Consider the following 23,215-nt stretch of genomic DNA (forward strand, 5'->3'; position numbering starts at 1 on the left):
ATGCTCCTCTATGTTTCGATCATCTATCCTGGACAGCCATCAGCGAGTGCAGCCGGTCTTCGGCTCCTCTCTTCCATTTACACCGGAAGCGGCAATAATCGCCTTTGCTTCAGGCGGCAGCTCCTTCAAAACCAGATGGTTGTCCTTGAATGTTTTTGTAGGGCCTGGGTTGTGAAGAGCGGTGTGAGAATCATCGGACCAATTGTCGTGGATGTTGAGGTCTCCACTCCAGGACGACCACGCGGACACCCATTGACCTTCCCGCATCTTCGGAGCGAGGTTCCAGACTACGTTGCCGCACACGTCGTACTTTCGGCTGCGTTCATCGAGGTAGATGCCGTTTCCGTTGTCGTGCCCCTGGTAATCGATGTAGTTCTCAGTGACCGATGAGCCCGGTGACTGCGCCTGGGTATAGATGGCCCCGCCATCGTGCAGGACGGTCATGAAATCCGAGATGTTATTTCTGCGAACTCGTACGTCTCGCTGGACATCGCCCTCGCCTTCATAGTTCCATCCCCAACCAACGGAGATTCCGGTGTAGGGGACGTGCGAGATGGAGTTGCTTTCGATAAGGAGGCCGTTGTTGAAACCGCCCATGATCGCCACGTTATCCCGGTAATCGATCGCGATGGAAGAGATCGTATTTCGAATCACTTTATTTCCGCTGGCTCGATCCGCAGGATTTGCGGGAGCAGCGACGGTGTCGCCCACAAAGATTGCGCCGCCCGCAAGATCGTGGAAGGCGGAGTGAGCGATGGTTGAGTTATGCGTGCCGCGGTCGAAGGCAATCGCCGCTGCTCCAAGGTCTTCGAACCTGTCTGATACAAACGACAAATTGCGGCTTTCGAAGGTCTCGACGGCTGCGGGGATCCGCACCATGCCTTCTCCGTTGTCCGGCAAGGTCTGGCGGTCGCCTGTAACCAGATAGCCTGCCTGCAATGGAACGTAGCCTTCAGTATCGCTATAGGACCAGGCGGAGTGAGCGAAGGTCAGGTTCTCGAACTGGATGTCATGAACGGGCGAGCCGGGCGTGCCGTGGAGCGTTAGAAGGTGCTCCGTTATCGGCAATTCAACGTCTGCCTGATTCAGGTTCTCAGCGGGCCGCGGCACGTAGTAAAGCATGTTTGCCTGGCGGTCGAGATAAAACTGGCCGGGCTTGCCTAGAAACTCATATGCGTTTTCGAACCACTCAACTCCTTTGAAGGGTTTGCCCTTTGGACTTGCATTGGACCAACCTTCCTTCACGGAGTCGGCAACCGTGTTGTGCCAGCAGGGCTCAGTCATTACGATGTTCTCGCCACGGATGGCTTGAACACGACAACGAAAATCGCGCCAGCGCACGCCGAAAGCGGCGACCACCTGTTCGGGATGGGCGAGTTGTCTAAGCAGGAGGCCGCCCCCTGTAAGGCCGTTCTCGTTGTATCGACATTGGCCTGGGCTGATGCATCCCGAATGCCGGGCAGGTATGGCGCGAACTCCATTCACATAAATCTGCAGTGCCGTGCTGTCCTTCGGGACTGGCGCGCGCCATATATTCTTCTTCGCGTCAGTAAGTGTCCACCCGTGGATGGGGATCGCGCCGTCGAGGATGGAAGTGCCATCGGGAGAGCCCTCCCATAGAACGACATGGCCGTTGCTGCCTGAATCCGCGGACCCCAGTGCCAAGGGATGGCTCAATCGGTAGCGGCCTGGAGCGAGCCTGATGATGAGGTCTTGGGTGAGGCTTTGCTTGATGCTGCGTACTTTGTCGCGCGCGTCCTCTATTGAACACGGGTGCTTTCGATCACACCGCTTCCCCGCCCCGTTCGGGCTGACGAAGAGTTGACCCAGCGCTGTTCTCGCATGAGCTTGCGCGGCAAGCGTCAGGGTTGCCACCAGAACCCACGCCAGCTGCTTAGTTCCCCGTATGAAGATGCGCATGAATGGCCCCCGCTTTGAAAGCTGCTTCCAGGTAAGCACGAAGGGAGGCCGTTTGGCCTCCCTTCATGCTGCGTGCTACCAGATGATTCTTCCAGTCAACTGAAACTGGCGCGGCGTGTTATAGGACGTTCTAAGGCTGATGAGACCCGTCGATGAACTTGGGTTTGTCAAGCCTTGTTCATTAAGGACGTTGAAGAAGTCAGCGTTGAACCGCAGAACGACTCCGCGTTTGAGGGCGAGCTCCTTGAAGGCCGACGCATCCATTGTCCAGTTGAAGGGGCCCTGGATGCTCAATTTCTGGGTCGGGCTGTAGCCGGGTGAGTAGGTTGTACGAACCGAAGTTCCGTTACTGAGAGGAACAACGATGCTGTTGGTGTCGTAGTAAGCGTAGTTCGGATCGGCCTTCGAGCCGCCATCTGCCGGAGTTCTGATCAGAGGACCGTTGTAGGCGCTATAGGTGCCGGGGACATTGGTATAGCCGTTCGCGACGTTGATCTTGTTCGCGTCAAGATACCCATTGAACCAGAGATAGTCATTGAAGCAGGTGCCAGAGGTGCAATCCTGCACCTTCCGCTTCTTGTAAAGGTTCAACGTAGTTGGCTGGTAGTAGCTGGTGCTTGGCTGGAAGCGCTGACTGAGGACATGGCCTGTGCTGCCCAACTTCCAACCACCGACCAACGCGTTGACGAGGCCGTGCGCCCCGCCCAGGTAGTGCTTTCCACTACCGAAGGGCAGATCGACAAGCCAGTTCCAACGAATCTCATGCTGCGGAATGGTGAGATCGCGCATGTAGTTCACATAGCGGTTCTGTGCGTCCAGATCGGTCGGCACAGTTCCCTTAAGGAAGTAGCTGGTTGGCTCAACGAAGGAATCTCGCCACCCGTTCCCGCCGTTTCTGAAGTCGTTCGAGAGCGTGTAGAAGATCTGATATCCATATCCGTTTTTGTGCAGACGCTGATACTGAAGCTGGAATGATTCGTTGTTTGAATATCCCGTCTTACGCTGGTTCTCGATATATCCGTAAGGGAGCGTAGAGAATGGGCGGGTAAGTACGCCGGCATTTGGACCTGTTGGAAGAGGCAGGCCGGTGTTCGCATACCACGTATAGCTGGAGGGCGCGTCGTTGTACTCCCAGTACTGCTCGAGGTTCTGACCATGCGTGCCGAGATACGTAGCCCGCACCACCGAGTTCAACGGCAGGCTGTGTTCGATTGTGACGTTCCACTGATGGACAAAAGTGTCAGGGTAGTTCTTGTCGAGCCCCGAGACACCAAATGATCCGGCGGTGACGCTGTTCGGCGAGTTCAAATTGATGACATTGGAGCTGTTCTGGCCTGCAATCACCGTTTGAGCCGAGCGCAGCATGTAGTTGGGGTTCCCATCAGGAGCCTGTGCTGCAGCCGTATAGCTCTGCTGGAACGTTGCCTGGTATGGAGGATTCAGTCGCGTCTCTGCATAAAAGTTACGTGTGGGCGGCCCGTACGAGTAGATGCCGTATCCTCCACGCACAACCGTCTCCTGCTTGCCGGAGAAAAGTTGATAGGCGAAGCCGACACGCGGGTCGAAGTCGTGGAAGTTGCCGTTCACCATGCTCGGGGGCAGTCCAGCGTCAGAGGAGGATTCGAATTTGGCGCCAAGTCCTGTGTAATTTGCGATGATGGCCGGTGAGGTCCTGCCCTGCGCGTAGAGAGTGGAGAGTGAAGGACCGGTGATGATCGCATTGTTCGTGAAGTCGTAGCCTCCGAAGAGGTTTTGAGCTTCGTGCAGGGAAGGATGCATCTCCAGACGAAGACCGAGATTCAAGGTCAATTTCGGCGTCGCCTTCCAATCGTCCTGGAAGTAGAAGGCCACCTCCTGCTGACGGAAGTGATACCACGAGGGAAGGTCCGTTACCTGGTAGTACTGCGCATCACCGAGGAAGAAAGAGGGGTTCGCATAGCCTGTGTTGCCAACCGCGGTGTAACCGCCAGTAGAGATGGTCGTGGGATCAAGCAGCCCCGTACCGAGAGAGCTGAAGTTGACCTGCGAAGGAGTGGGGTTCCGGTCCGGCAGAATCCAAACACGCTCGTGACGGTAGCGGCCGCCAAACTGGAAGATGTGATTGCCCTTGACGAAGGTAAGGTTTTCATCGAGCACCGCAGTGTTCTGCGAGTTCTCGCGAGAGTTGTCATTGCGGCCAAGGCCGTAAGGCATGAAGCCGATGCCGTAGATGTTTGGAAAGCCGAGCGCACCGGTTGTGGGAAGGCCAAACTTGGTGGAATAATCAACATTCGGGTTGGGGCCGGTAGAGATGACGTCGCTCTCGTAGGCATCCGACAGCAACGTCTCCATAAAGAAGCGCTGCGAAAAGATGTGATTCCAGGAGATCGACCCGGTTTCGGTCTTGATCTTGGTAAAGGTCACGTTGGCTGACAGGTCCGTTGCGGGCGGCCCATAGTTGCTGGAGCCCAACGCATCGGTTGTGCCGCGTCCGTGGGTATAACGGAAGAAGGCATTGTCCTGCGCGCTGAAGCGTTGATCCACGCGCGCCGTGAGTGAGCGCTCGCTATCGTTGTTCGGGGTGCCCGCAACCCAGTTGGAGGCCACGAGAGGATTGACGTTGGGAAGCGTCGCGTGCGGCAGGATCTGGTAGACAGACTGGGCGAGCGGTGAGATCCGGCTCATCGGAATGGTGTTATTGGCAAAGGGCGTGCGGCAGGCTGGGCTGGCCATGTTGTTGGCCGTGCCGGCGCAGCTGGCGGACGCAACCGTCGTGTCAGGGTCATAGATCGTATAGAGTTGACCGTTCGCGGTCGTAAGGCCACTGAAGTCGCCACCGCGTTCCGCGTCTGTTGGCACGTTGGAGAGGAAACTCTTCTGCTGGCGAAGCTCGACCCCGGCAAAGGCCACGAAGAAGAACGACTTGTCCACACCGTTATAAAGCCTTGGGATGCGGATCGGGCCGCCCAGAGAGGCGCCGAACTCATTGCGGATTAACTCCGGAGCCTTCACGAAGGTATCCTGCCGCGCTTTGGCAATTCCGAAGGAGTTATTCCGTGCAGTCTCATACAGCGAGCCGTGGAAGTGGTTCGTGCCCGCCTTCGTGGTGATGATGCCGGTTGCAGGCCGATTGAACTTGGCGGATGAGTTACCGGACTCAACCTTGATCTCGCCGATGGAGTCTGGATCAGGCAGCTTGTCGGCGCTTCCGCCGTAGTCCTCGTTTGCGAGTACCGCACCATCCTGCACGAACTCGAAGGCGCTTACGGCGGCTCCGTTGGCACTGATGCCGGTGCTGGCAGAGACGAGGCCTGGCGTAGTCAGAATCGCCAGGTTCGAGATGGAACGTCCGTTTTCCGGCAATTCTTCGATACGGGTCTTGTCGAGGGTACTGCCCACGGTCTGGTTTTCGGTGTTGACCAGCGGCGTTACGTCCCCGCCCACGGTGATCTGTTGCGTGTCAGAGCCGAGAGCCAGCCTGGGATCAACCTCTGCGGTCTGGTTCACCCGGAGTGTCATATGTCCCTGCCACTTTGCAAAACCGGGAGCGTCCACTTCGATGACATACTCCCCGATTGGTAGCGACGGCACGACAAACAGGCCATGCATGTCCGTGCTAACGATGCTGTTCGTGCCTCGTTCAACACTGCGGATATCGACCGGCGCATGCTGCACAACAGCGCCGGAGGGGTCACGCACGATGCCCTGAACACGTCCGTCACCAGACTGCGCGTACAGGGGAGAAAACGCAGAGGCAGCCAAACAAAAGAAAATGCTGCGCAGGAAACGACTAGAAGTGAACATCCGCGACCTACTTTCCTAAAAGGGTGTGGCAACACAGAACAAAGCAAACTACGGTGAAGACTGAATGTGTTACAAAAGCATAACAAACGAAATAAAAGTGTCAAGTTTAATCTTCGAGACGATTCAAAACGAAGTATCGTGTCCTTAGCTGCTGAGCGCTATCGAGTAGCGGTTTTGCCTGAAAAAGTGCCGCTCCCTATTACCTGAGCGACGCTCAACGGCTAGCCTACTTACCATCGCTGTCACCTCTTGAAAGGTTCAATAGGATGAAAGATCGAAAGAATAGCAAAGCAAACTTGTTTGGCATCATGCTGATCGGGTCGCTGATCAGCGTTGCAACCGCAGGGGCGCAGGATGCAGGGCGGGCGATCGCCGTGGCGGGCGGCGATCATTACAGCGTGAGCAATCATGCGATCTCTGCGGGCTGGGATGTCAGAGACGGGCACGTTACGGGCTTAACTGTGAGCGACAGGCTGCACACCCAGACCCTGCACACTGCACAGCCGTTCTCTCTGCTGCTGAAGAATGGCCAGATCTACGCGATGAATGATCTTCGTGTAGAGGGCAGGCCGGAACGCACAGAGCTAAGCGTGAACGCGACTGCTTCGCGCGCGGCAGAGCATGTTCCAGGCGTCGAGTTCACAACGCATTTGGTCAGCGCCGACAACGTCGTCAACGGCACCTGGTCCGTAATTCTTCTGGATGGCTCGCGATACGTGCGTCAGGTTGTGACTTTGACTGCCAATGCGGAAGACGTCTCGATCCGTCGCGTGCAGCTGATCGATGCGGACCTGCCGGGCTCCCGCGTAGTGGGCACCGTCATGGGATCGCCGCTGGTGTGGAACAACTTCTTCCTCGGCTTTGAAGACCCTCTCTCACAGAGCGAGGTTACCGGCGCACATGCAGTAGCCTATCTTGATCGTAAGCTCCCGTTGAAGGCTGGACAGGCTGTTACGTATTCGTCGGTGATCGGTATCGCCAGGGCAGGCCAAATGCGCCGCGACTTTCTTGCATACATTGAGCGTGAGCGTGCGCACCCTTATCGAACATTCCTGCACTACAACTCCTGGTACGACCTTGGACGCTTCAATCCCTACAACGAAGCTGGCGCTGAAGACCGCATCAATGCTTTCGGGCGTGAGCTGCACCAGAAGCGTGGCGTTGTTCTCGACTCCTTCCTCTTCGATGACGGGTGGGACGATCACAAGACACTCTGGGGATTCAACTCGGGGTTTCCGCAAGGATTCTCCAACGTTCGCAAGGACGCGGAGAAGTACGGGACCGAACCAGGTGTCTGGATGTCACCCTGGGGCGGATATGCCGGGCCCAAGAAGGAGCGCATCGCCTTCGGGCAGCAGCAGGGATATGAGATTGCGTCGGGAGGCTTTGCGCTATCCGGCTCTAAGTACTACGACCGCTTTCGAGAGGTCTGCCTTGAGATGATCCGCAAGTATGGGGTCAATCAGTTCAAGTTCGATGGAACCGGAAATGCCGATACCGTGGTCAAGGGAAGCGCATTCGACAGCGATTTTTCGGCAGCGATCCACCTGATCAGGGAGCTGCGCCAGGAGAAGCCGGACATTTACATCAACCTGACGACTGGCACGTATCCCTCTCCGTTCTGGCTGCGCTATGCGGACTCCATATGGCGTGGCGGCGAGGATGATGACGTTGCGGGCGTAGGCCCTTACCGGGAGCGCTGGATCACTTACCGCGATGCTGACACCTATCAACATGTGGTGAAGGCCGGTCCACTTTATCCGCTGAACTCGCTGATGCTGCACGGCATCATCTTTGCGGAGCGCCATAAACAGCTCAAGGAAGATCCTTCCCATGACTTCCGCAACGAGGTACGTTCATACTTCGGCACGGGCACGCAGCTGCAGGAGATGTACATCACGCCTTCCCTGTTGAGCCAGGAGAACTGGGACGATCTGGCTGAAGCTGCCAAGTGGTCGAGAGCCAACGCGAGCGTGCTGGTGGATACGCATTGGGTTGGCGGCGATCCGGCATGGGAAGAGGTCTATGGCTGGGCATCGTGGTCGCCGAAGAAGGCGATCCTGGTATTGCGCAATCCCAGCGACAAGCCACAGAGCATTCGCCTGGATCCAAAGTCTGTTTTCGAGCTGCCGAACGGAGCGGCTAAGATGTTTTCGGCAAAGAGCCCATGGAAGGAGGATATGTCACAGCGTCCTATTTCGTTGCAGGCTGGGGTGATACATACCTTTCAACTGGCTCCCTTTCAGGTACTCACTCTCGAGCTGACACCGCGTTAGGTGTGGGCAAAGCATAAGGGCCGAGCGAGGTGCTCGGCCCTTATGCCGGAGGGGGCTAGGTGAATTGGGGTCAGCAGCGAAACACGTCTCAGCACATCATCTGAGTGAGTGTTCCAAGGAGGACTAGCTGCAGCCGCTGGTGGAGCCGCATTCCATGCAGCGGTAGCAGGAGCCGTTGCGGGTCATGATGGCTCCGCAGGTGGAGCAGCTAGGGCTGTCGCCCATCTCGTAGAGTTTGCCCATCTCTGTGGCGGCGTGGACGCCCATGATGCCGCGGTCTTCGACAGACAACGGGTTCGGGGTGGCGGTGCCGCTGCGAGCGCTTAGGTCCGGGGCGATTCCCTGCTGCGGGGGGTTGCGGTCGGTGTGCAGGGGCTCGCCGGGGGCGTTGTGCCAGGGGTCGGTGGCCGAGATGCTCTGGTCGCCATAGGCGGCGGTGGTTCCAAACGCAGGTCTCTCCACTGCGCCCGCAAGTGCGCGGGCTTCGGTCGAGATGACACTTCCTGCGGAAGGCAGGGCGGACTGCACCGGAGCACCGAGGCCAGCGAAGAGGTCTAGCTGCTGGCCGCTGAGGAAGCGGAGCTGCATCCAGCGGAAGAGGTAGTCCATGATGGACTTGGCGTAGCCGATCTGCTCGTTGCCAGTCCAGCCGGAGGGCTCGAAGCGGGTGTGCGCGAACTTTTCGCAGAGCACCTTGAGCGGCACGCCGTGCTGCAGCGCGAGCGAGATGGCCGTTGCGAAGCTGTCCATGAGGCCAGAGATGGTGCTGCCCTCCTTGGCCATGCGGATGAAGATTTCGCCAGGCTGGCCGTTGGGGTAGAGGCCGACGGTGATGTAGCCCTCGTGGCCGCCGATGCCGAACTTGTGCGTGATGCTGGCGCGCTCGCCGGGCAGGCGATGACGGACGGCGCGCGGTGGGGCCTGCGCGTCGAGGTTGTCGGCGTTGTTGTTGGCGGAGTTCGCGAGCTCGTTGAGCTGCGTCTGAACAGCGACGAGCTGCTGTTCGAGAGCGAAGGCCTTCTGCTGCTCGGTAGAGAGAGCGGAAAGAGCGGCGGTGAGTTCGGTGGCGTCGACCTTGGTGGCGTCGACGGCGGTGCCCTTCTTGTCGGCGTCGGTCTGCGCGGAGACGTTGAGCGGCTGCGTGCCCTTGGAGCCGTCGCGGTAGATGGCTACGGCCTTGAGACCGAGACGCCAGCTCTCGGTGTAGGCGTCGGCGATGTCCTGCACGGTGCAGTCGTTGGGCAGGTTGACGGTCTTGCTGATGGCACCGGAGAGGAAGGGCTGCGTGGCGGCCATCATCTTGACGTGGCCGAGCCAGGAGATGGTGCGCGTGCCCTTGGCGGGCTTGAAGGAGCAGTCGAAGACGGCGAGGTGCTCGGGCTTGAGCGACGGTGCACCTTCGATGGTGCCGGTGGCGTCGATGTAGTTGACGATGCCCTGCACTTCGCTGTCAGAGTAGCCGAGCTTGAAGAGCGCGCCGGGGACGGTGTTGTTGACGATCTTGATCATGCCGCCGCCGACGAGCTTCTTGTACTTGACGAGTGCGAGGTCGGGCTCGATGCCGGTGGTGTCGCAGTCCATCATGAAGCCGATGGTGCCGGTGGGTGCGAGGACGGTGACCTGCGAGTTGCGGTAGCCGTGCTGCTCGCCCAATGCCAAAGCCGTGTCCCAGGCGTCCTGGCTGGCGGCCTTGAGGTCGGCGAGCTGCGGGGCGATGAAGCCGGCGGCGTCGGTGTAGGCGGAGTCGTGTGCGGGCTTGAGCTCGCGGTCGATGTTGTTGACCTCCGCGCGGTGCATGCGGATGACGTTGAGGAAAGGCTCGCGGTTGACGTAGAAGCCGGGGCAGGCGCCGCCGTGCACACCGTTGGACACGGTGAGCGGGGTGGCTGCGCCAAGCGTGGGCGAGCTGGCGGCGAGGCGCGCGGACTGGGCATACGCATCACCACAGAGGATCGCGGTGAGTGTAGCCGCGTAGGCGCGACCGGCGTCGGAGTCGTAGGGCAGACCGCGGTCCATCAGCAGCGCGCCGAGGTTCGCGTAGCCGAGGCCAAGCGGACGGTAGTCGTGCGAGTTCTTCGCGATCATCTCCGTCGGGTAGCCGGCGGCGTCGACGATGATCTCCATGGCGGTGGTGACGATGGCGATGCCATGGCGGTATGCGGGCACATCAAACTGGCCGCCGGGCGTGAGGAACTTCATCAGGTTGAACGACGCGAGGTTGCAGGCGGAATCGTCGAGGAACATGTACTCGCTGCAAGGGTTACTGGCGTTGATGCGCGCGGTGTTCTTGCTGGTGTGCCAGCGGTTGATGGTGGTGTCGTACTGCATGCCGGGGTCGCCGCACTGCCAGGTGGCTTCGGCGAGCTTGTGCATGAGGTCGCGGGCCTTGTACTCCTTGACCGGGGCTTTGTCCTTGACGGTGAGCGTGGTGAAGATGCCGTCGTTGACGACTGCCTGCATGAACTCGTCGTTGACGCGGACGGAGTTGTTGGCGTTCTGGAAGAAGATGCTGGTGAAGGCTTCGGAGTCGGGGCCGGAGCCGTCGTAACCGGCCGCCATCAGCGTCCAGGCCTTGCGCTCCTCCTTGACCTTGCACTCGATGAAGTCTTCGATGTCCGGGTGCTCGATGTTGAGCACGACCATTTTTGCAGCCCGGCGCGTCTTGCCGCCGGACTTGATAACGCCAGCAAAAGCGTCGAAGCCGCGCATGAAGCTAAGCGGACCGCTGGCGGTGCCGCCGCCGGAGAGGGTCTCCATGCTGCCGCGGATGGCGGAGAGGTTGCTGCCCGCGCCCGAACCCCACTTGAAGAGCATGCCTTCGGTCTTGGCGAGCGTGAGGATGCTGTCGAGCGAGTCATTCACCGAGTTGATGAAGCAGGCCGAGCACTGCGGGCGGCTGTAGCCGGTGACGGAGAAGAGCACCTTGCCCTGCTGGGCGTCCCAGTGCCAGTTCTGCGCGTCGGAGTTGGGCTCGAGGCGGTCGCAGCCGACGTTGAACCAGACGGGCGAGTTGAAGGCGACCTTCTGGTTGACCAGCAGGTGGGTAAGCTCGTTGAAGAAGATGTCGGCGTCTTCGTGCGAGGCGAAGTAACCGTCGCGCAGACCCCAGTCGCGGATGGACTCGGCCACGCGGCTGATGAGGTCGCGCACGCCCTTCTCGCGCTCGGGAGTGCCGACCTGGCCGTGGAGGTACTTGCTGGCGACGATGTTGGTCGCGGTGACCGACCAGTCGGTGGGGACTTCGACGTTCTTCTGTTCGAAGACGAGGCGGCCCTTCCAGTCCTGAATGACGGCGTCACGCAGCTCCCATTGCACTTCGTCGAAGGGGTTGACGCCAGGCTTCGAGAAGTAGCGCGAGAACCTGAGCCCCGGCGCAGAACCATTAGCGGGGGCGTAGCTGGACGTACCTTCGGCGGCAGGGGCCTGAACGGGGTCGGTCTGGACGTAATCGGACATGGGCGAAAACCTCTCGAAGAAATTCTTGGGGCACCGGAGCGAGTGGGCGCTGGGGAGCTTGTTACTGATGGCCTGATCGTGAAAACCCTGCGGGCCGTTGCCAGCAGCTCCCTGGTACGTGGATCGTGTTGGACGAACAACCAAGACGATGACGCAGTAACCAAACAACGGGGCCCGACAAAAAACTGCTAACCCAGCCGGGGTCGTCTCCGGAGGGGGTGATTGCTGCCCGGTACGTGCGGACTGAGACGGCAGATGAGGGCTTGCTAACGACCCGACGAGGACGGTCAAACTAGACTGCGATCGAACGTTCCGGGCCGGTTCGGGTTCCTTGTCGAGGTGTGAGCCATAAGTTCAGGCGCTTCACCGGAGCAGCGGTGAAGTTGAAAGTACCGCCACCAGTGGTACGAGTCAAGTATAAAGCAACTAGATATTGTGGTGCACAAGTAGATACTCCCCAGATGCGGCGATTCGCATCGCGAACTTCGGTTTTTCTGGGGTTTTTGTGTGGAAACTTCGGGGAACCCGCGTGAATTGCGGGCTTCAGTACTGTGAAAGCCCGATGAAGAAAGGGTACGGCGCGCAAGTCGCGGACGCAAGGTGCAGGAACGGTGCAAACGAGCGATTTCCGGGGTGGAAATGTGGAGAAAAGGGACGCTCCTACAGCCTGACCCAACGTGCCCCATCCCGGGACAGGCAGAGCCAGGAAAATGAGCCCGCTCGGGACATGAGCAGCGGAAAGGGCATGGCCGAAGCCATGCCCTTTCCGTTGCGTGCTGCGAGGTGGTTCTACTGGACCGTAACAGTGAAAGCCGCGCCGTTTCCGTTGTTGATGTTGTGGTAGATGCTGTCCGAAGCGTAGACGATGAAGTTGTACGTTCCGGGGGAGGCGTTTGTAGTAGTGGTAGTTGTTCCCCCAGCGTTCCCACTCGCGCCCTGCGCCCCGTTGGAGCAGCCGGAGAGTGCCAAGCCGGAGAAACCCATGGTCAGCACCAGGACCAGGATGAGTCCTGCACGGTTGAGGCGCAGGCGGCGGCGGAAGCTGCCAACCAGTGTAAGACCCGCCAACGCTGCCAGCGACGTTGTGCGCCACGGGGCCTTCGACGGAGCGGGGCCAGGCTTGCCGGGCAGAGCGTTCAGCGCGATGTGCCGGGCTGCGGGAGTGGCACGGAAGGTGCCGATACCAGCCGCGCTGCAGGCAGAGCTGCTGGTATCGAAGGTGTAGGTTGTCTGCTGCGGCGAAGTGGAGCCGGACGGAATGGTGACAACGCCAGAGCCGGAGACGCACGTGTTTTCGATGCTGACGCCAGCAGACGTTTCACCCGTGCCGCCGAGTTGGAGATAGACCGTTCCGCTATAACCGTTCGTCGGCGTGACGGTGACCGTGACCGTACCGGATGAGCCCGCGGTGACGGTGGGGGACGAGGCGGTTACCGTAAAGCTGCTGGGGCCGACGTTGATGATCTGGGTGTTGGCAGAGGACGCATACGTTACATCACCGGAATAGGTGAAGATCAGCCGGTGTAGCCCGGTCGTGGAGGACTGGTAGGAATACAAGTAGGTTCCGCCTGAGAGGGTGAACGGCGAACCCGAAACGGCCGTTCCGTTGTCGGTGACTGCGACGGTGCCGGTAGGAGTCGCACCCGAGTCGGCTTTGGAAGACACATTGATTGTGATGTTATCGGCCGTGTTGGTAGACGGCGTGAGAGTGTTGGCTGTAACCGCCGTGATGGATGCAGCCAGAGACGACGATCCAGTTGCCGTTGGCCATGCCTGAATCAGGTTCGCCAGATCGACGGAGCCTAGACCGGTGGCCTCGTCATAGCCGGTTGCGGTGGCGTAGCTGGAGGTCTGCGCGCCTGAGCCGCAGTAGGTTGCCCCCGCGACGCAGGCGTTGCTATTTGCATTGCCTGTGATGGGTACGATGTCGTGGAATGCGGACGCGTAGGTCGTCGTATTCGCGGCCAGCAAGTAGAGCGTGGGGTTGATGAGACCCTGGCCTGCGGTGTAGCCCTTGGCCTGGTTGATGATGGCGACCATGCCCGCGAAGATGGGTGCAGCGAAGCTGGTGCCGCCTGCAACGGTAAGCGACGAGCCGTCGGAACCGCGGAAGCCGGTGGAGCAGCTACCTGTGACGCCTGTGCCGTCCGAGCCGTCATCGCTGGAGCAGTAGAGATAACCCGCATTATTGGGCGACGAGTCGAGAGAGACATCCGGCACAAGGCGGTTGGAGCCGGCGGGGAGTGCCGCGCCGCCGATGGTGCCGCTCTGCCAGCCGGGACGCGGTTCGTAGATACTGACACCGCCGCCACCGGACGAGATGGGGATGGTGCCTGATGAGGCCTGTCCTGAGTTGATCAGGGCGAGTATCGCCGCGTCATCGTTCCAGACCACCTCGGGGATGTAGGACTTCGCTGAGCTAATGGTGTCTGTGGTGGTAGCGGCTGTGAAGTAGGTATTGGTGAGATCGGCCGTGGGAAACTCCGTGCCGCCGAGGCCTGTGACGTAGGCGCTCGAAGCCGGATAGCTGACGGCAAGCTGCTCCTGATTGCTGGTCGAGCTGCCGTCTCCGTAACAGCCGGAGGAACCGCTGTCGCCGGCAGAGTTGATGACGGTCTGCCCTTGCGCGGCGGCCTGCTGCAGGTAGGACTCGAAGGAGTTGAAGGCTGCCTGGCCGAGATCGGGCTCGCACTCACCGTAGCTCAACGTGATGATGTTGCCGAGATCGGTGTCGATGGCGTACTGGACCGCGTCAAAGACGGCATAGAAGGGGCTGTTGCCCGTGTAGAGGAAGTCTACGGTCGCCTTGGTCGCGATGGAGCTGGAATACTCGAGGTCCAGGTCCGACTCGGCTTCATCGCCGGTGAACGTTTCGGAGGAACCGGTGTTGGGCATGAGCGTAAGGACAGGGATGTTGCTGGCAACGCCCGCGGCCGTCTGGAAGTTCGTGATGTCCGTGGGTGATACGGCGGACTCGCCGGCGACGGTGATCGTCTGGCCGGAGCCGTAGTAGCCGAGGTTGTAAGCCGCGTTGATGTCGTAGATGGTCGCGACGTCCTTGGGCGTGAGGAAGAAGTTGCCGGTCTGCGAAGAGGTGAAGTTAGCAGCGGGGCGCTTGATGGTGTGCGACTGCGGACGATAGTCCGAGAGGTTGCGGACGGCAAGCACCATGCCGCTGAGCGAAGCAGGCAGCGTGAGATCGTGCGCGGGGGCGATGTGGGTGCGCGTGTCGGTCGTGGCGGTCATACCGCCGGAGGTGGCACGGAAGTAGTGCAGCGGTGCACCAAAGGCCGCTTCGACCGCGGACTCCGGCCCGGAGAAGGTGATGCGGTTGCGGCTGGGCGAGACGTTGACGACGCTGAAACCCTGTGCCTGCAGCCAGCTTTCGACGGTGGCCAGGTCGTTGTCGGAGATGCCGAAGCGGGCGCCGAACTGCGCGGGCGTGAGCCACTGGTGGTACTGCGCCGAGGCCGGGTTCTGCTGGTCGGCGAGGAGCTGGGTGAGGTCAGCCTGCTGCGCGGCGGTGCGGCTGAAGATCAGGCTGATGCCCTCCAACGGCATGTCCGGCGAGACGTTGCCCAGGTCGGTCGAGTGCATGGCGCGCGGCGGTGCGGAGCCAGTCAACTGCGCGCGGGCGCCGTTGTCGATGGGCCCGGAGAGGCGGTCGGGCAGCGCCTTCTGCGTCGTTTTGGCGAACGCGGTGGAGCTAGCTCCGGCAAGGGTCGCAAAGACGGCAAACGCCGCCACAAAGCGGGCGGCGCGCAAGCAGGAGGAGATCGTCGTCAAGGGCGCGTTTCTCTGGGAAATGCGATGGAGGTTTGTCATAGGGGGTTCGGGTTGGAACTTGGTCCTGAATGCAGTTCGGCGCAGGCACAAACGGCCTGCGGCGAGGTTAGTGGAGCCCGGAACGACAGAGACCGCATGAAACGGCGCAACCGTGGTAACCGCACACGCATCTCTGGACAACTAAGTACCTACTTCAGACGTGGCTTACAACGCCTGAGTTTACAGCGCAATTGCTGGACGAGCCAGACACGACTGCGCCTTCCGAAGATCTGTGGGAGGATAAACACGGAAGATGTCCCAGAGTTGCGCGGCTGACTGCTCATGAGCCCAATTCGGGAGGGCGGGGAGTTGCATGGGGTGACAGGGATTTTATGGAACCGATGCCAGGTGGCCCCGTCCAAAGGAGTATCGTACCCAAAGCCAATCGGCTTGAGCAGTCCAGGAGAGAGTGAAGAGAATGATTCGTATTCGTGTAGCAGGAGTGGCGGCGGCCGTGGTGCTGGCCCTTGGCGTGGCGGGAGCCAGGGCGCAGACGACGGACTGGAAGATCGACAACACACACTCGGAGGCCGACTTCGCGATCCGGCACATGGCGATCAGTACGGTGCATGGCAGCTTTCGCGCGGTCTCCGGCGTGATCCGCTTTGACGCGGCGGATGTGACGAAGTCCAGCATCAATGCGACGATCGACGTCGCCAGCGTGGATACCGGCGTGGCTGCGCGCGACACCCACCTGAAGAGCCCAGACTTCTTCGAGGTCGCCAAGTATCCGTCCATGACCTTCAAGAGCACCAACGTGGCAAAGGCTGAAGACGGCTATGCGGTGACTGGCAACCTGACCCTGCATGGCGTGACCAGGAGCGTCGTGCTGCAACTGGATGCTCCCGGCAAAGAGGAGACCGGCATGGACGGCAAGAGCCTGCATCGGGGTTTTACGGCCCATACCACGCTCAATCGCAAGGACTTCGGCTTGAACTGGAACGGCACCCTGAAGAGCGGCGATGCCGCCCTGGGCGATGAGGTGCGGATCGAGCTCGACATTGAAGCGGTGAAGATGTAGGCCAGCAGGTAGGTTCGCGTCTTCAACCCGGAGTGCTGCCGCGCAGGCAGGTAGGATGCTCTCTCAGGGGCGTTCGCCCCCGGAAGAGGCCGGAGTCGAACGCTTGAGCAGTGCCGACACGCACACGCTTCATCGTACCTCTGAACCATGACCGTGGCCAGGCGCCGCTAGAGCTAGGCCTCCCCCCAGCAGCGGGGCAAACATCGCGATTCTCATGCGCTCTCCTGGCTGGGGTTGGGCCAGCAACCCCATTTATAATCGAACCAACACCGCCGCCTTACGCCGGACAGCCTGCGATGGTGTCATGCCGGGTACGGAGACCTCTCCGGCCCGATCTATTTTGCCTGGACAAGTATGAGTCAACCAATTCGGATAGCCGTGGTGGGTTCGGGATACGTCGGCCTGGTGGCAGCCGTGTGCTTCGCCGAGATGGGTCACGATGTGATCTGCGTCGACAACGATGAGAGCAAGGTAGAGGCGCTACGCGGCGGCGATACCCTGATCCATGAACAGCATCTGCCTGAACTGCTGGACCGCTACCGCAACAACCGTGTGCAGATTACAACGGACCTTGCCGAGGCCACACGCACCTGCCAGGTGATCTTCATCGCGGTCGGCACGCCGCAATCCGAGACCGGCGATGCCGATCTCTCGTACGTGGAGGCCGTCGCGAGTGAGATTGCACGCTCGATCAACGGCTACAAGGTGGTCGTGGAGAAGAGCACGGTGCCGGTGTACACCAACGAGTGGATTCGCCGTGTGATCGAGCGCAACGGCGTGCGCCGCGAGGACTTCGATGTCGTCTCCAACCCCGAGTTTCTGCGCGAGGGCACGGCGGTGGAAGACTTCCTGCACCCGGACCGGATTGTGATTGGCGCAGACAGCGACCGCGCAGCCGCGCTTTTGAGCGAGGTATATGCGCCGCTGACCAGCGGCAGCTACTATACGCACCCGAGTTGCGTTCCGGGTGACTGCTCGGACCACCATCCGCCGCCGGCGCTGATGACCTCGACCAAGAGCGCAGAGATTATCAAGCATGCGTCGAATGCCTTCCTGGCGCTGAAGATCAGCTTCATCAATGCGGTCTCCAACCTGTGCGAGGCGGCCGATGCCAACGTGGAGCAGGTCGCGCGGGGCATTGGGCTGGACTCGCGCATTGGGCCGAAGTTTCTGCGGCCGGGCATCGGCTATGGCGGCTCGTGTTTTCCGAAGGATGTCGCGGCGTTCCGCTCGGTCGCCGAGCAGATGGGCGTGGACTTCAACCTGCTGAGCGAGGTCGAGAAGATCAACGCAAACCAGAAGAAGCGCTTCCTAGCCAAAGTGCGCTCGGCGTTATGGACGCTGCGCGGCAAACGGCTTGCCGTGTTGGGACTTGCGTTCAAGGGAGAGACGGACGACATCCGCGAGAGCCCGGCGGTTGACCTTGTGGAGATGCTGCTGGCCGAGGGCAGCATGGTAGTGGCCTACGATCCGGCGGCGATGAAGCGCGCTGCCACAGAGCTGCCTCCCAGCCCGCAGATGCGTTACGCCACCAGCGTTGAAGATGCAGCCCGAGACGCTGACGCGCTGCTGATCCTGACCGACTGGACGGAGTTTGGTGAGCTGGACCTGCAGCGCCTGCACGATATGCTGCGCTATCCCATCGTGATCGACGGCCGCAATCTGTATGACCCGCAGACGATGCTGCAGCATGGCTTCACTTACCTCAGCATCGGCCGGCCCACCGCAACACCCTCGCGTGAGGCACGCAACCCGCTGCCGGAGAGCACGGCGGTGGGTGCATAAACTATGGTTGATCCCCTGATTCTTGTTACGGGCGCAGCGGGCTTTCTCGGCTCTCATCTCTGCGACGCGCTGCTGGCCGAAGGCCACCATGTGCTGGGCGTAGACAACCTCGCCACCGGCAGCCTGGCCAACCTCGCCCATCTGAAGAACGAGACGCGCTTCCGCTTCGAGCAGGTCGATATCTGCACGCCGTTCGACCTGGGCCGCGTCGCTTACATCTATAACTTCGCTTCGCCGGCCAGCCCGGTGGATTACATGCGGCTCGGGATCGAGACGTTGCGTGTGGGCTCGGCCGGCACGCTGAACACGCTGGAACTCGCGAAGAAGTACAACGCGGGCTACCTGCACGCTTCCACGTCAGAGTGCTACGGCGACCCCGAGGTGCATCCGCAGGTGGAGAGCTACTGGGGCAATGTAAATCCCATCGGGCCGCGCTCTGTCTATGACGAGGCGAAGCGCTTCTCCGAGGCCGCGGTCAGTGCCTACCATCGCTATCACGGCGTGAACACGCACCTGGTGCGCATCTTCAACACCTATGGCCCGCGCCTGCAGGCCAACGATGGCCGCGTGATCAGCAACCTGCTGATGCAGGCACTGCGTGGCGAGCCGATGACCATCTACGGCGATGGCTCGCAGACGCGCAGCTTCTGTTACTGCTCGGACCTGATCGCTGGCATCCTGTTGCTTGCGAAGTCGAACGAGCACGAGCCTGTGAACATCGGCAACCCGACCGAGTGGACGATCCTGGAGTGCGCCCGCGAGATCCAGTCGCTGCTCGGCATCACGGCGGAGATCGTCTTCAAGCCGCTGCCGCAGGATGATCCCGCGCGAAGGCGGCCGGACATCACCCTCGCTCGCCAGTTGCTCGGCTGGGAACCAACGGTCTCCCTGCGCGAGGGGCTTGAGCTCTCGCTGGACTACTTCCGCACGTGTGTCGCGGCGGAGCAGTCGCACGCGTAACGCGGCACGCTAACGCCGAAGCGGCCCAACTGAACTTCATCGCCATTGAACGTTGCTCCCTTCAGGGGGTGGACGAAAACCCTCCTGTTCACAGACGCAGGCGCTGCCTAGAGTAAGGACAGCTACTGCCAGAAGCTGTGATTTGAAGACAGAGAGGTTGCTGAACTCCATGGCTAACGTCCTGATTGTTGACGATGACAGTTTGGTCCGAGAGTCCCTCTCCGCGCTGCTCATCGAAAGCGGATACCAAGTTCGATCGGTGGAGGAGGGCTTTTCAGCTCTTGCCGAAGCGCAGACGAATACGCCGGACGTCCTGCTCTCCGACCTGCGCATGCCTGGGATGTCCGGCGAGGAGCTGATTCGAGAGGTGCGGCATCGCTTCCCCACGGTCAAGGTGATCGCCATGAGCGGCTCCTATTCCGGGATTGAAGTACCAGTCGGTGTCGCAGCCCATTTCTTCTATGAAAAAGGCACGGACAGGCGCTCGCTCCTGCGCCTGCTGAAGACGTGCACCGAGCCCACGCCAACTCATCTGATGTAAGCCATGGATACGATGTCCAGCACCAAAACGGTTTGCGTGTGGAGACGATGCGCCCTCTGCCCTTCATCCATCCTGGTTCTCTGTCCGGAGTGCGGAAGAGGAAGCCCTCCGAATCCACAGATGCGAGGTTTATCGGAGCTGGAGCTGAAGGTATGGAGCACCGCACACAAGGCCAGCCAACAAGATGAAGGCTAATTGGAGCTGCGCGATACTGTTCTCTTATTGCAACTGAATTACTGTTTGCCATCCAGAAGAACGTTGAAGGTAACTCTTCTGTCAAGATAGTCCTCGTATGCGTCGGCGCCAGGTCCATCCGGCGCTGCGTGACCAAGGCCCATGGCCGAAAAATACTTCGGATCGATACCGCGAGCACCCAGCAACGCAATCATGGTTTGCGCACGCTGCTGGCTGACTTCGGCATTTCGGCTTTCGGAACCGGTCCTGTCGGTATGCCCAACCACCTGTATCTGGATTTGCTTTCCCTGCGCGGTCGCATCAGCGATCAGCGCACGCATCTGGTCGCCGATCGTATCCAGAACGGGAAGCTGCCCCATCGGGATGTCAGCAGCGTCTTCCTCAAAGTAGACGGCTTGCTTATGCAGCGATGCAGCTTCGTCCCGCAGCCGGCGCGCACCCGCGAACCGCGGATCGAGCGATAGGTACTGACCCCACTGCTCGTTCACCTTCGACGGTGAGAGGTGATACTTCGCCAGCAGAGAGTATGGATCAGCCGCCATGGGATCGCGCAGTCCGGCGAGGGAAAACGTTGACCAGCCACGATGCGCGTCGATCACAACGACGCCAGGCTCGGCCTTGAGGGCGCGAAGATAGTTGTGCCAACGGATGCCGGCGCACAGAGGGAAGAACGCAGCGACAAGCGCAGCAGTAAGGACAAGGCCCGCCGCGACCTTAGGCTTTGTATACGACGGGGCCGCGGCGCTGGCCGTTCCGAGGAGAAAGTCATCCAGCCGAGCATCAATGCCTGCGATTGGCCGCCCTGTGGCTTCGAACGACGCAAGCTGCGGGCGAAACGTCTCGTTGATCGCTTCAATCCGGTCGGAAAAAGCTGCCTCCAGTTGAGGCGGCAGCTGACCCCTTACAACCAGTGCAAGAATCGCGAGCGGCCCGTGCAGGAGCCAGACCTTGAACTCCCCGATGTGCAGGACTTCGAGATCGTCCTGCTTGTTCGTCGTGAAGGAATCGCGAACGAAGTCCTGCAGAGCTGTGAGCATGCCGACGACGAGGCTTGGGTCGCCGAGAAGGTCCGGGTCTCTGCTGGATTCGGCGAGCAGGAGTCCTGTCTTTCGATGGATGAGGTAGACATGTTCGACGCGGTAGGTAAGGCTGCGCGCCAGAGCAATCTCTCCGAAGCTCTTGCCAGACCGCAGCGCTTCGATGCGCCAGCCCCAACGCTCGAGGGAGAATCCGTTGGCCAGAACGGAGTTCAGGGAGTCTAAGATTTGCTGCATCGAGTGAGCGACGGCTTTGCGCACCGCTTGTCCGACGATGGGAAAGAGTGCGTTTGCCAGAAGCTGCGGGTCCCGCTCGACAGAGATACGCAGCGCCTCTTCAACCACCGGCTGCAATGTGGGTTGTAGCCGGCGGTCGGCCTGCACAGAAAGCGACAAGGCCTGCACGAAGATCTTGCTCGTCTCCTGAGATCGCAGGTTGGGATCGTCCAGCCTCCGGCGCAGCTCCTCCAGTTGGCGAAGCTGATCTCCGAGGAGAAGGTTCTGGAGTTCGACGAACTCGTTCTGAGATGACCGCTGCTCTTCAGGCTGAGTCAATTTGCCCCTTGCCGTTATGGCACTCTTCCGTTACTCAGATTTGGAAGCTTCTTCATGGTCCAATTGTGACGCCATCTCGCGTAAAAGATCGGACATGAAAGCACGGTCCGTCTTTTGCGTGCGCAGCTCCGAGACCCGCATCTCCATCAAGGAGCGGAGACTGTCGTGGTGCTGGCTGATCTCATCGAGCAGCTTCCTCGACTCGGTCATCAACTCTTTCCGAAGCGCACTATCGCCATCTCTCGCGTTAGCGTCAATGTCGTTCAGGCGTTTGGAGAAGTTAGTGTGGCTCTCCTTCATGTCTCGTTCGAGATCGGTGAGCGAGGAGGTACGTTCTTCTCTTTCGCCCCTGAGGCGGGCTGCCAGGGCCTCGGACTCGCTCTTGAAGAAAGCCTCGATCGACTCGAAGCGCCGGCGCATAGTCTCTTTCAACTCGGCCGTCTCTCGATTCAGGTTCTCTTCGAGGCGCAGAAAACGCGTCTCGTAGTTCTTGATCTGCGATCCGAAGATGATGTCACGAATTTTGTCGACACTCGCCGCCGCCTCAGGAGCATGCTCCTGAGAGGTGGCCGCATCGTGTTCGGCTGGAATGCTCTCCGTGCTGGTACTGAACTCCGACATAGTCCTGTCCATTTCCGTTTCAACTCAAAGCTGCTTTATCAAAGTGTAGAAGACTTTGCCCCTCAGCCTCCAGCCGGTCCTGTCAAATTCACTGATTTTAAGGCATATTTCCTATGATGCGCATAACCTTCGTCAAGACGGACCTACTCTCCATCGACCGCCGGGCCTATATTGGTATCTGAATAACTTGACTACACCTTATGTTCTAACACCGAATCTTCAGTAAGTTTCGGCGGCGTCTCCGGCCGACCAAATGTAAAACGCCTCACGGCCTTCCAGAGTAGTGTCTTTTCGTGAATATAGGTCTGGTATGACTCCTGCTCTTTATATAGCTCCTCGTCAGGATGGATGAGTAACAATCGGCGCCCATTCATAGACAAGGCATAAGCAAGCAGATGGACCTCTTTCCCGTAGATATTGTTCTGGGTCCAGAAGTCCGATTGGATGTGACTGTCCCTCACGGCTTGCTGCCAGAACTCATGGGCTTCTGGCAGGAACGATTCGAGAAACGGGAGCCGGGCCATTACAGACCGGCCAAGGCCCAGGTCTGCAAGACAATCGAACCAGGGGGGCGTCGCCTTCGCCAAAAACAGATCTCCCTCTACTTCTTCCAGAAGGACATACTCGATCGAAGAGAGCATACGATCAAGTGCGTGAATCCCCTCCTCAGAGTCGAGCTCAGTGGCCTGCATTGCCATCACCACTGGTTTCAATCATGCGTTGAGCGAGATCGAGAAACATCTTCTCAACACCCTGGCCCGTCTTGGCGCTGGTGATGCGAACGTCCCACCCTCGTTGAGTGAGCCGCTCGGTGATCTCCTCCATGCTCGGGCTCCACTCAGCCACCAGATCGGCTTTGTTCAGGGCAAAGATGAATGGCACGGGGCCTAGAATCTGGATGACCTTCTGCTGAAGTGCGATGGCCAGGTCCACAGTGTCGGGACGAGTGCCATCCGCGGCAAGCAGAAAGCCGGAGGCGCCAAGAATCTGAGAAGGCTTCAGAGTTTTCAGCGGAGACTCACCAGCCAGGTCCCATATCACGAGATTCACCTGGGAGCCACCGATAGAACACTGCTTCTTATCGATCTTGACTCCGACGGTTGTGTGATATTTTTCCGAAAAAATACTATCGACAAATTGTGACACTAAGCTTGTTTTACCTACGCTGAACTCACCGATCAGGCAGATCTTCTTCTGAACAACCATGGCTTTTGCGGGCGGTATCACGAAGTACCGATCC

13 protein-coding genes are annotated in these 23,215 nt (G+C 59.8%); 5 read left to right on the plus strand and 8 right to left on the minus strand.

Going from position 1 to position 23,215, the window contains the following annotated elements:
* Positions 1-39: 39 nt before the first annotated feature.
* Entirely contained in the window at positions 40-1,920 is a 1,881-nt protein-coding gene (locus GOB94_RS06665) for a right-handed parallel beta-helix repeat-containing protein (RefSeq protein WP_182278058.1), read from the minus strand.
* A gap of 75 nt (positions 1,921-1,995) precedes the next feature.
* The gene (locus GOB94_RS06670; RefSeq protein ID WP_182278059.1) at positions 1,996-5,598 is read right to left on the minus strand and encodes a TonB-dependent receptor; all 3,603 of its coding nucleotides are present in this window, start codon (positions 5,596-5,598) and stop codon (positions 1,996-1,998) included.
* Between the two features lie 371 nt (positions 5,599-5,969).
* Between GOB94_RS06670 and GOB94_RS06675 the strand changes: the two genes are divergently transcribed.
* Positions 5,970-7,979 carry an enterotoxin gene (locus tag GOB94_RS06675; protein ID WP_220465005.1) on the plus strand — a complete coding sequence of 670 codons (2,010 nt, stop codon included), beginning with the start codon at positions 5,970-5,972 and terminating at the stop codon, positions 7,977-7,979.
* Between the two features lie 123 nt (positions 7,980-8,102).
* Here GOB94_RS06675 and GOB94_RS06680 read toward each other — a convergent pair whose 3' ends face one another.
* Together GOB94_RS06680 and GOB94_RS06685 are read right to left on the minus strand one after the other, a co-directional pair.
* Positions 8,103-11,435, minus strand: a complete 3,333-nt coding sequence (locus tag GOB94_RS06680) for a vitamin B12-dependent ribonucleotide reductase (RefSeq protein WP_182278061.1) — start codon at positions 11,433-11,435, stop codon at positions 8,103-8,105.
* Positions 11,436-12,224: 789 nt separating this feature from the next.
* Positions 12,225-15,221 carry a protease pro-enzyme activation domain-containing protein gene (locus GOB94_RS06685; protein ID WP_182278062.1) on the minus strand — a complete coding sequence of 999 codons (2,997 nt, stop codon included), beginning with the start codon at positions 15,219-15,221 and terminating at the stop codon, positions 12,225-12,227.
* Positions 15,222-15,678: 457 nt separating this feature from the next.
* Here GOB94_RS06685 and GOB94_RS06690 point away from each other — a divergent pair, with 457 nt between their 5' ends.
* The 4 genes from GOB94_RS06690 (at position 15,679) to GOB94_RS06705 (ending at position 19,567) form a co-directional block, all read left to right on the plus strand.
* Positions 15,679-16,281: a YceI family protein gene (locus GOB94_RS06690; RefSeq protein WP_182278063.1), complete on the plus strand. Its 603-nt coding sequence runs from the start codon at positions 15,679-15,681 to the stop codon at positions 16,279-16,281.
* 354 nt (positions 16,282-16,635) lie between these two features.
* Positions 16,636-18,066 (plus strand): UDP-glucose/GDP-mannose dehydrogenase family protein, encoded by a 1,431-nt coding sequence (locus GOB94_RS06695; RefSeq protein WP_182278064.1) that lies wholly within the window; start codon positions 16,636-16,638, stop codon positions 18,064-18,066.
* Positions 18,067-18,069: 3 nt separating this feature from the next.
* Entirely contained in the window at positions 18,070-19,026 is a 957-nt protein-coding gene (locus GOB94_RS06700; RefSeq protein ID WP_182278065.1) for a UDP-glucuronic acid decarboxylase family protein, read from the plus strand.
* Between the two features lie 169 nt (positions 19,027-19,195).
* On the plus strand, positions 19,196-19,567 hold the full coding sequence (locus GOB94_RS06705) for a response regulator (RefSeq protein ID WP_182278066.1): 372 nt from the start codon (positions 19,196-19,198) through the stop codon (positions 19,565-19,567).
* Positions 19,568-19,800: 233 nt separating this feature from the next.
* Here the strand turns inward: GOB94_RS06705 and GOB94_RS06710 are convergent, their stop codons facing one another.
* The 4 genes from GOB94_RS06710 to GOB94_RS06725 form a co-directional block, all read right to left on the minus strand.
* Positions 19,801-21,354, minus strand: a complete 1,554-nt coding sequence (locus GOB94_RS06710) for an OmpA family protein (protein ID WP_182278067.1) — start codon at positions 21,352-21,354, stop codon at positions 19,801-19,803.
* A 30-nt stretch (positions 21,355-21,384) separates the two neighbouring features.
* Positions 21,385-21,975, minus strand: a complete 591-nt coding sequence (locus GOB94_RS06715; protein ID WP_182278068.1) for a hypothetical protein — start codon at positions 21,973-21,975, stop codon at positions 21,385-21,387.
* A 191-nt stretch (positions 21,976-22,166) separates the two neighbouring features.
* Positions 22,167-22,673 carry a hypothetical protein gene (locus GOB94_RS06720; protein WP_182278069.1) on the minus strand — a complete coding sequence of 169 codons (507 nt, stop codon included), beginning with the start codon at positions 22,671-22,673 and terminating at the stop codon, positions 22,167-22,169.
* Positions 22,654-23,181, minus strand: coding sequence for a Rab family GTPase (locus GOB94_RS06725; RefSeq protein ID WP_182278484.1), 528 nt, complete (start codon positions 23,179-23,181; stop codon positions 22,654-22,656). The genes GOB94_RS06720 and GOB94_RS06725 overlap by 20 nt, the downstream gene beginning before the upstream one ends.
* Between the last annotated feature and the right edge of the window lie 34 nt (positions 23,182-23,215).

This window comes from Granulicella sp. 5B5, from assembly GCF_014083945.1.
GTDB lineage: Bacteria > Acidobacteriota > Terriglobia > Terriglobales > Acidobacteriaceae > Granulicella.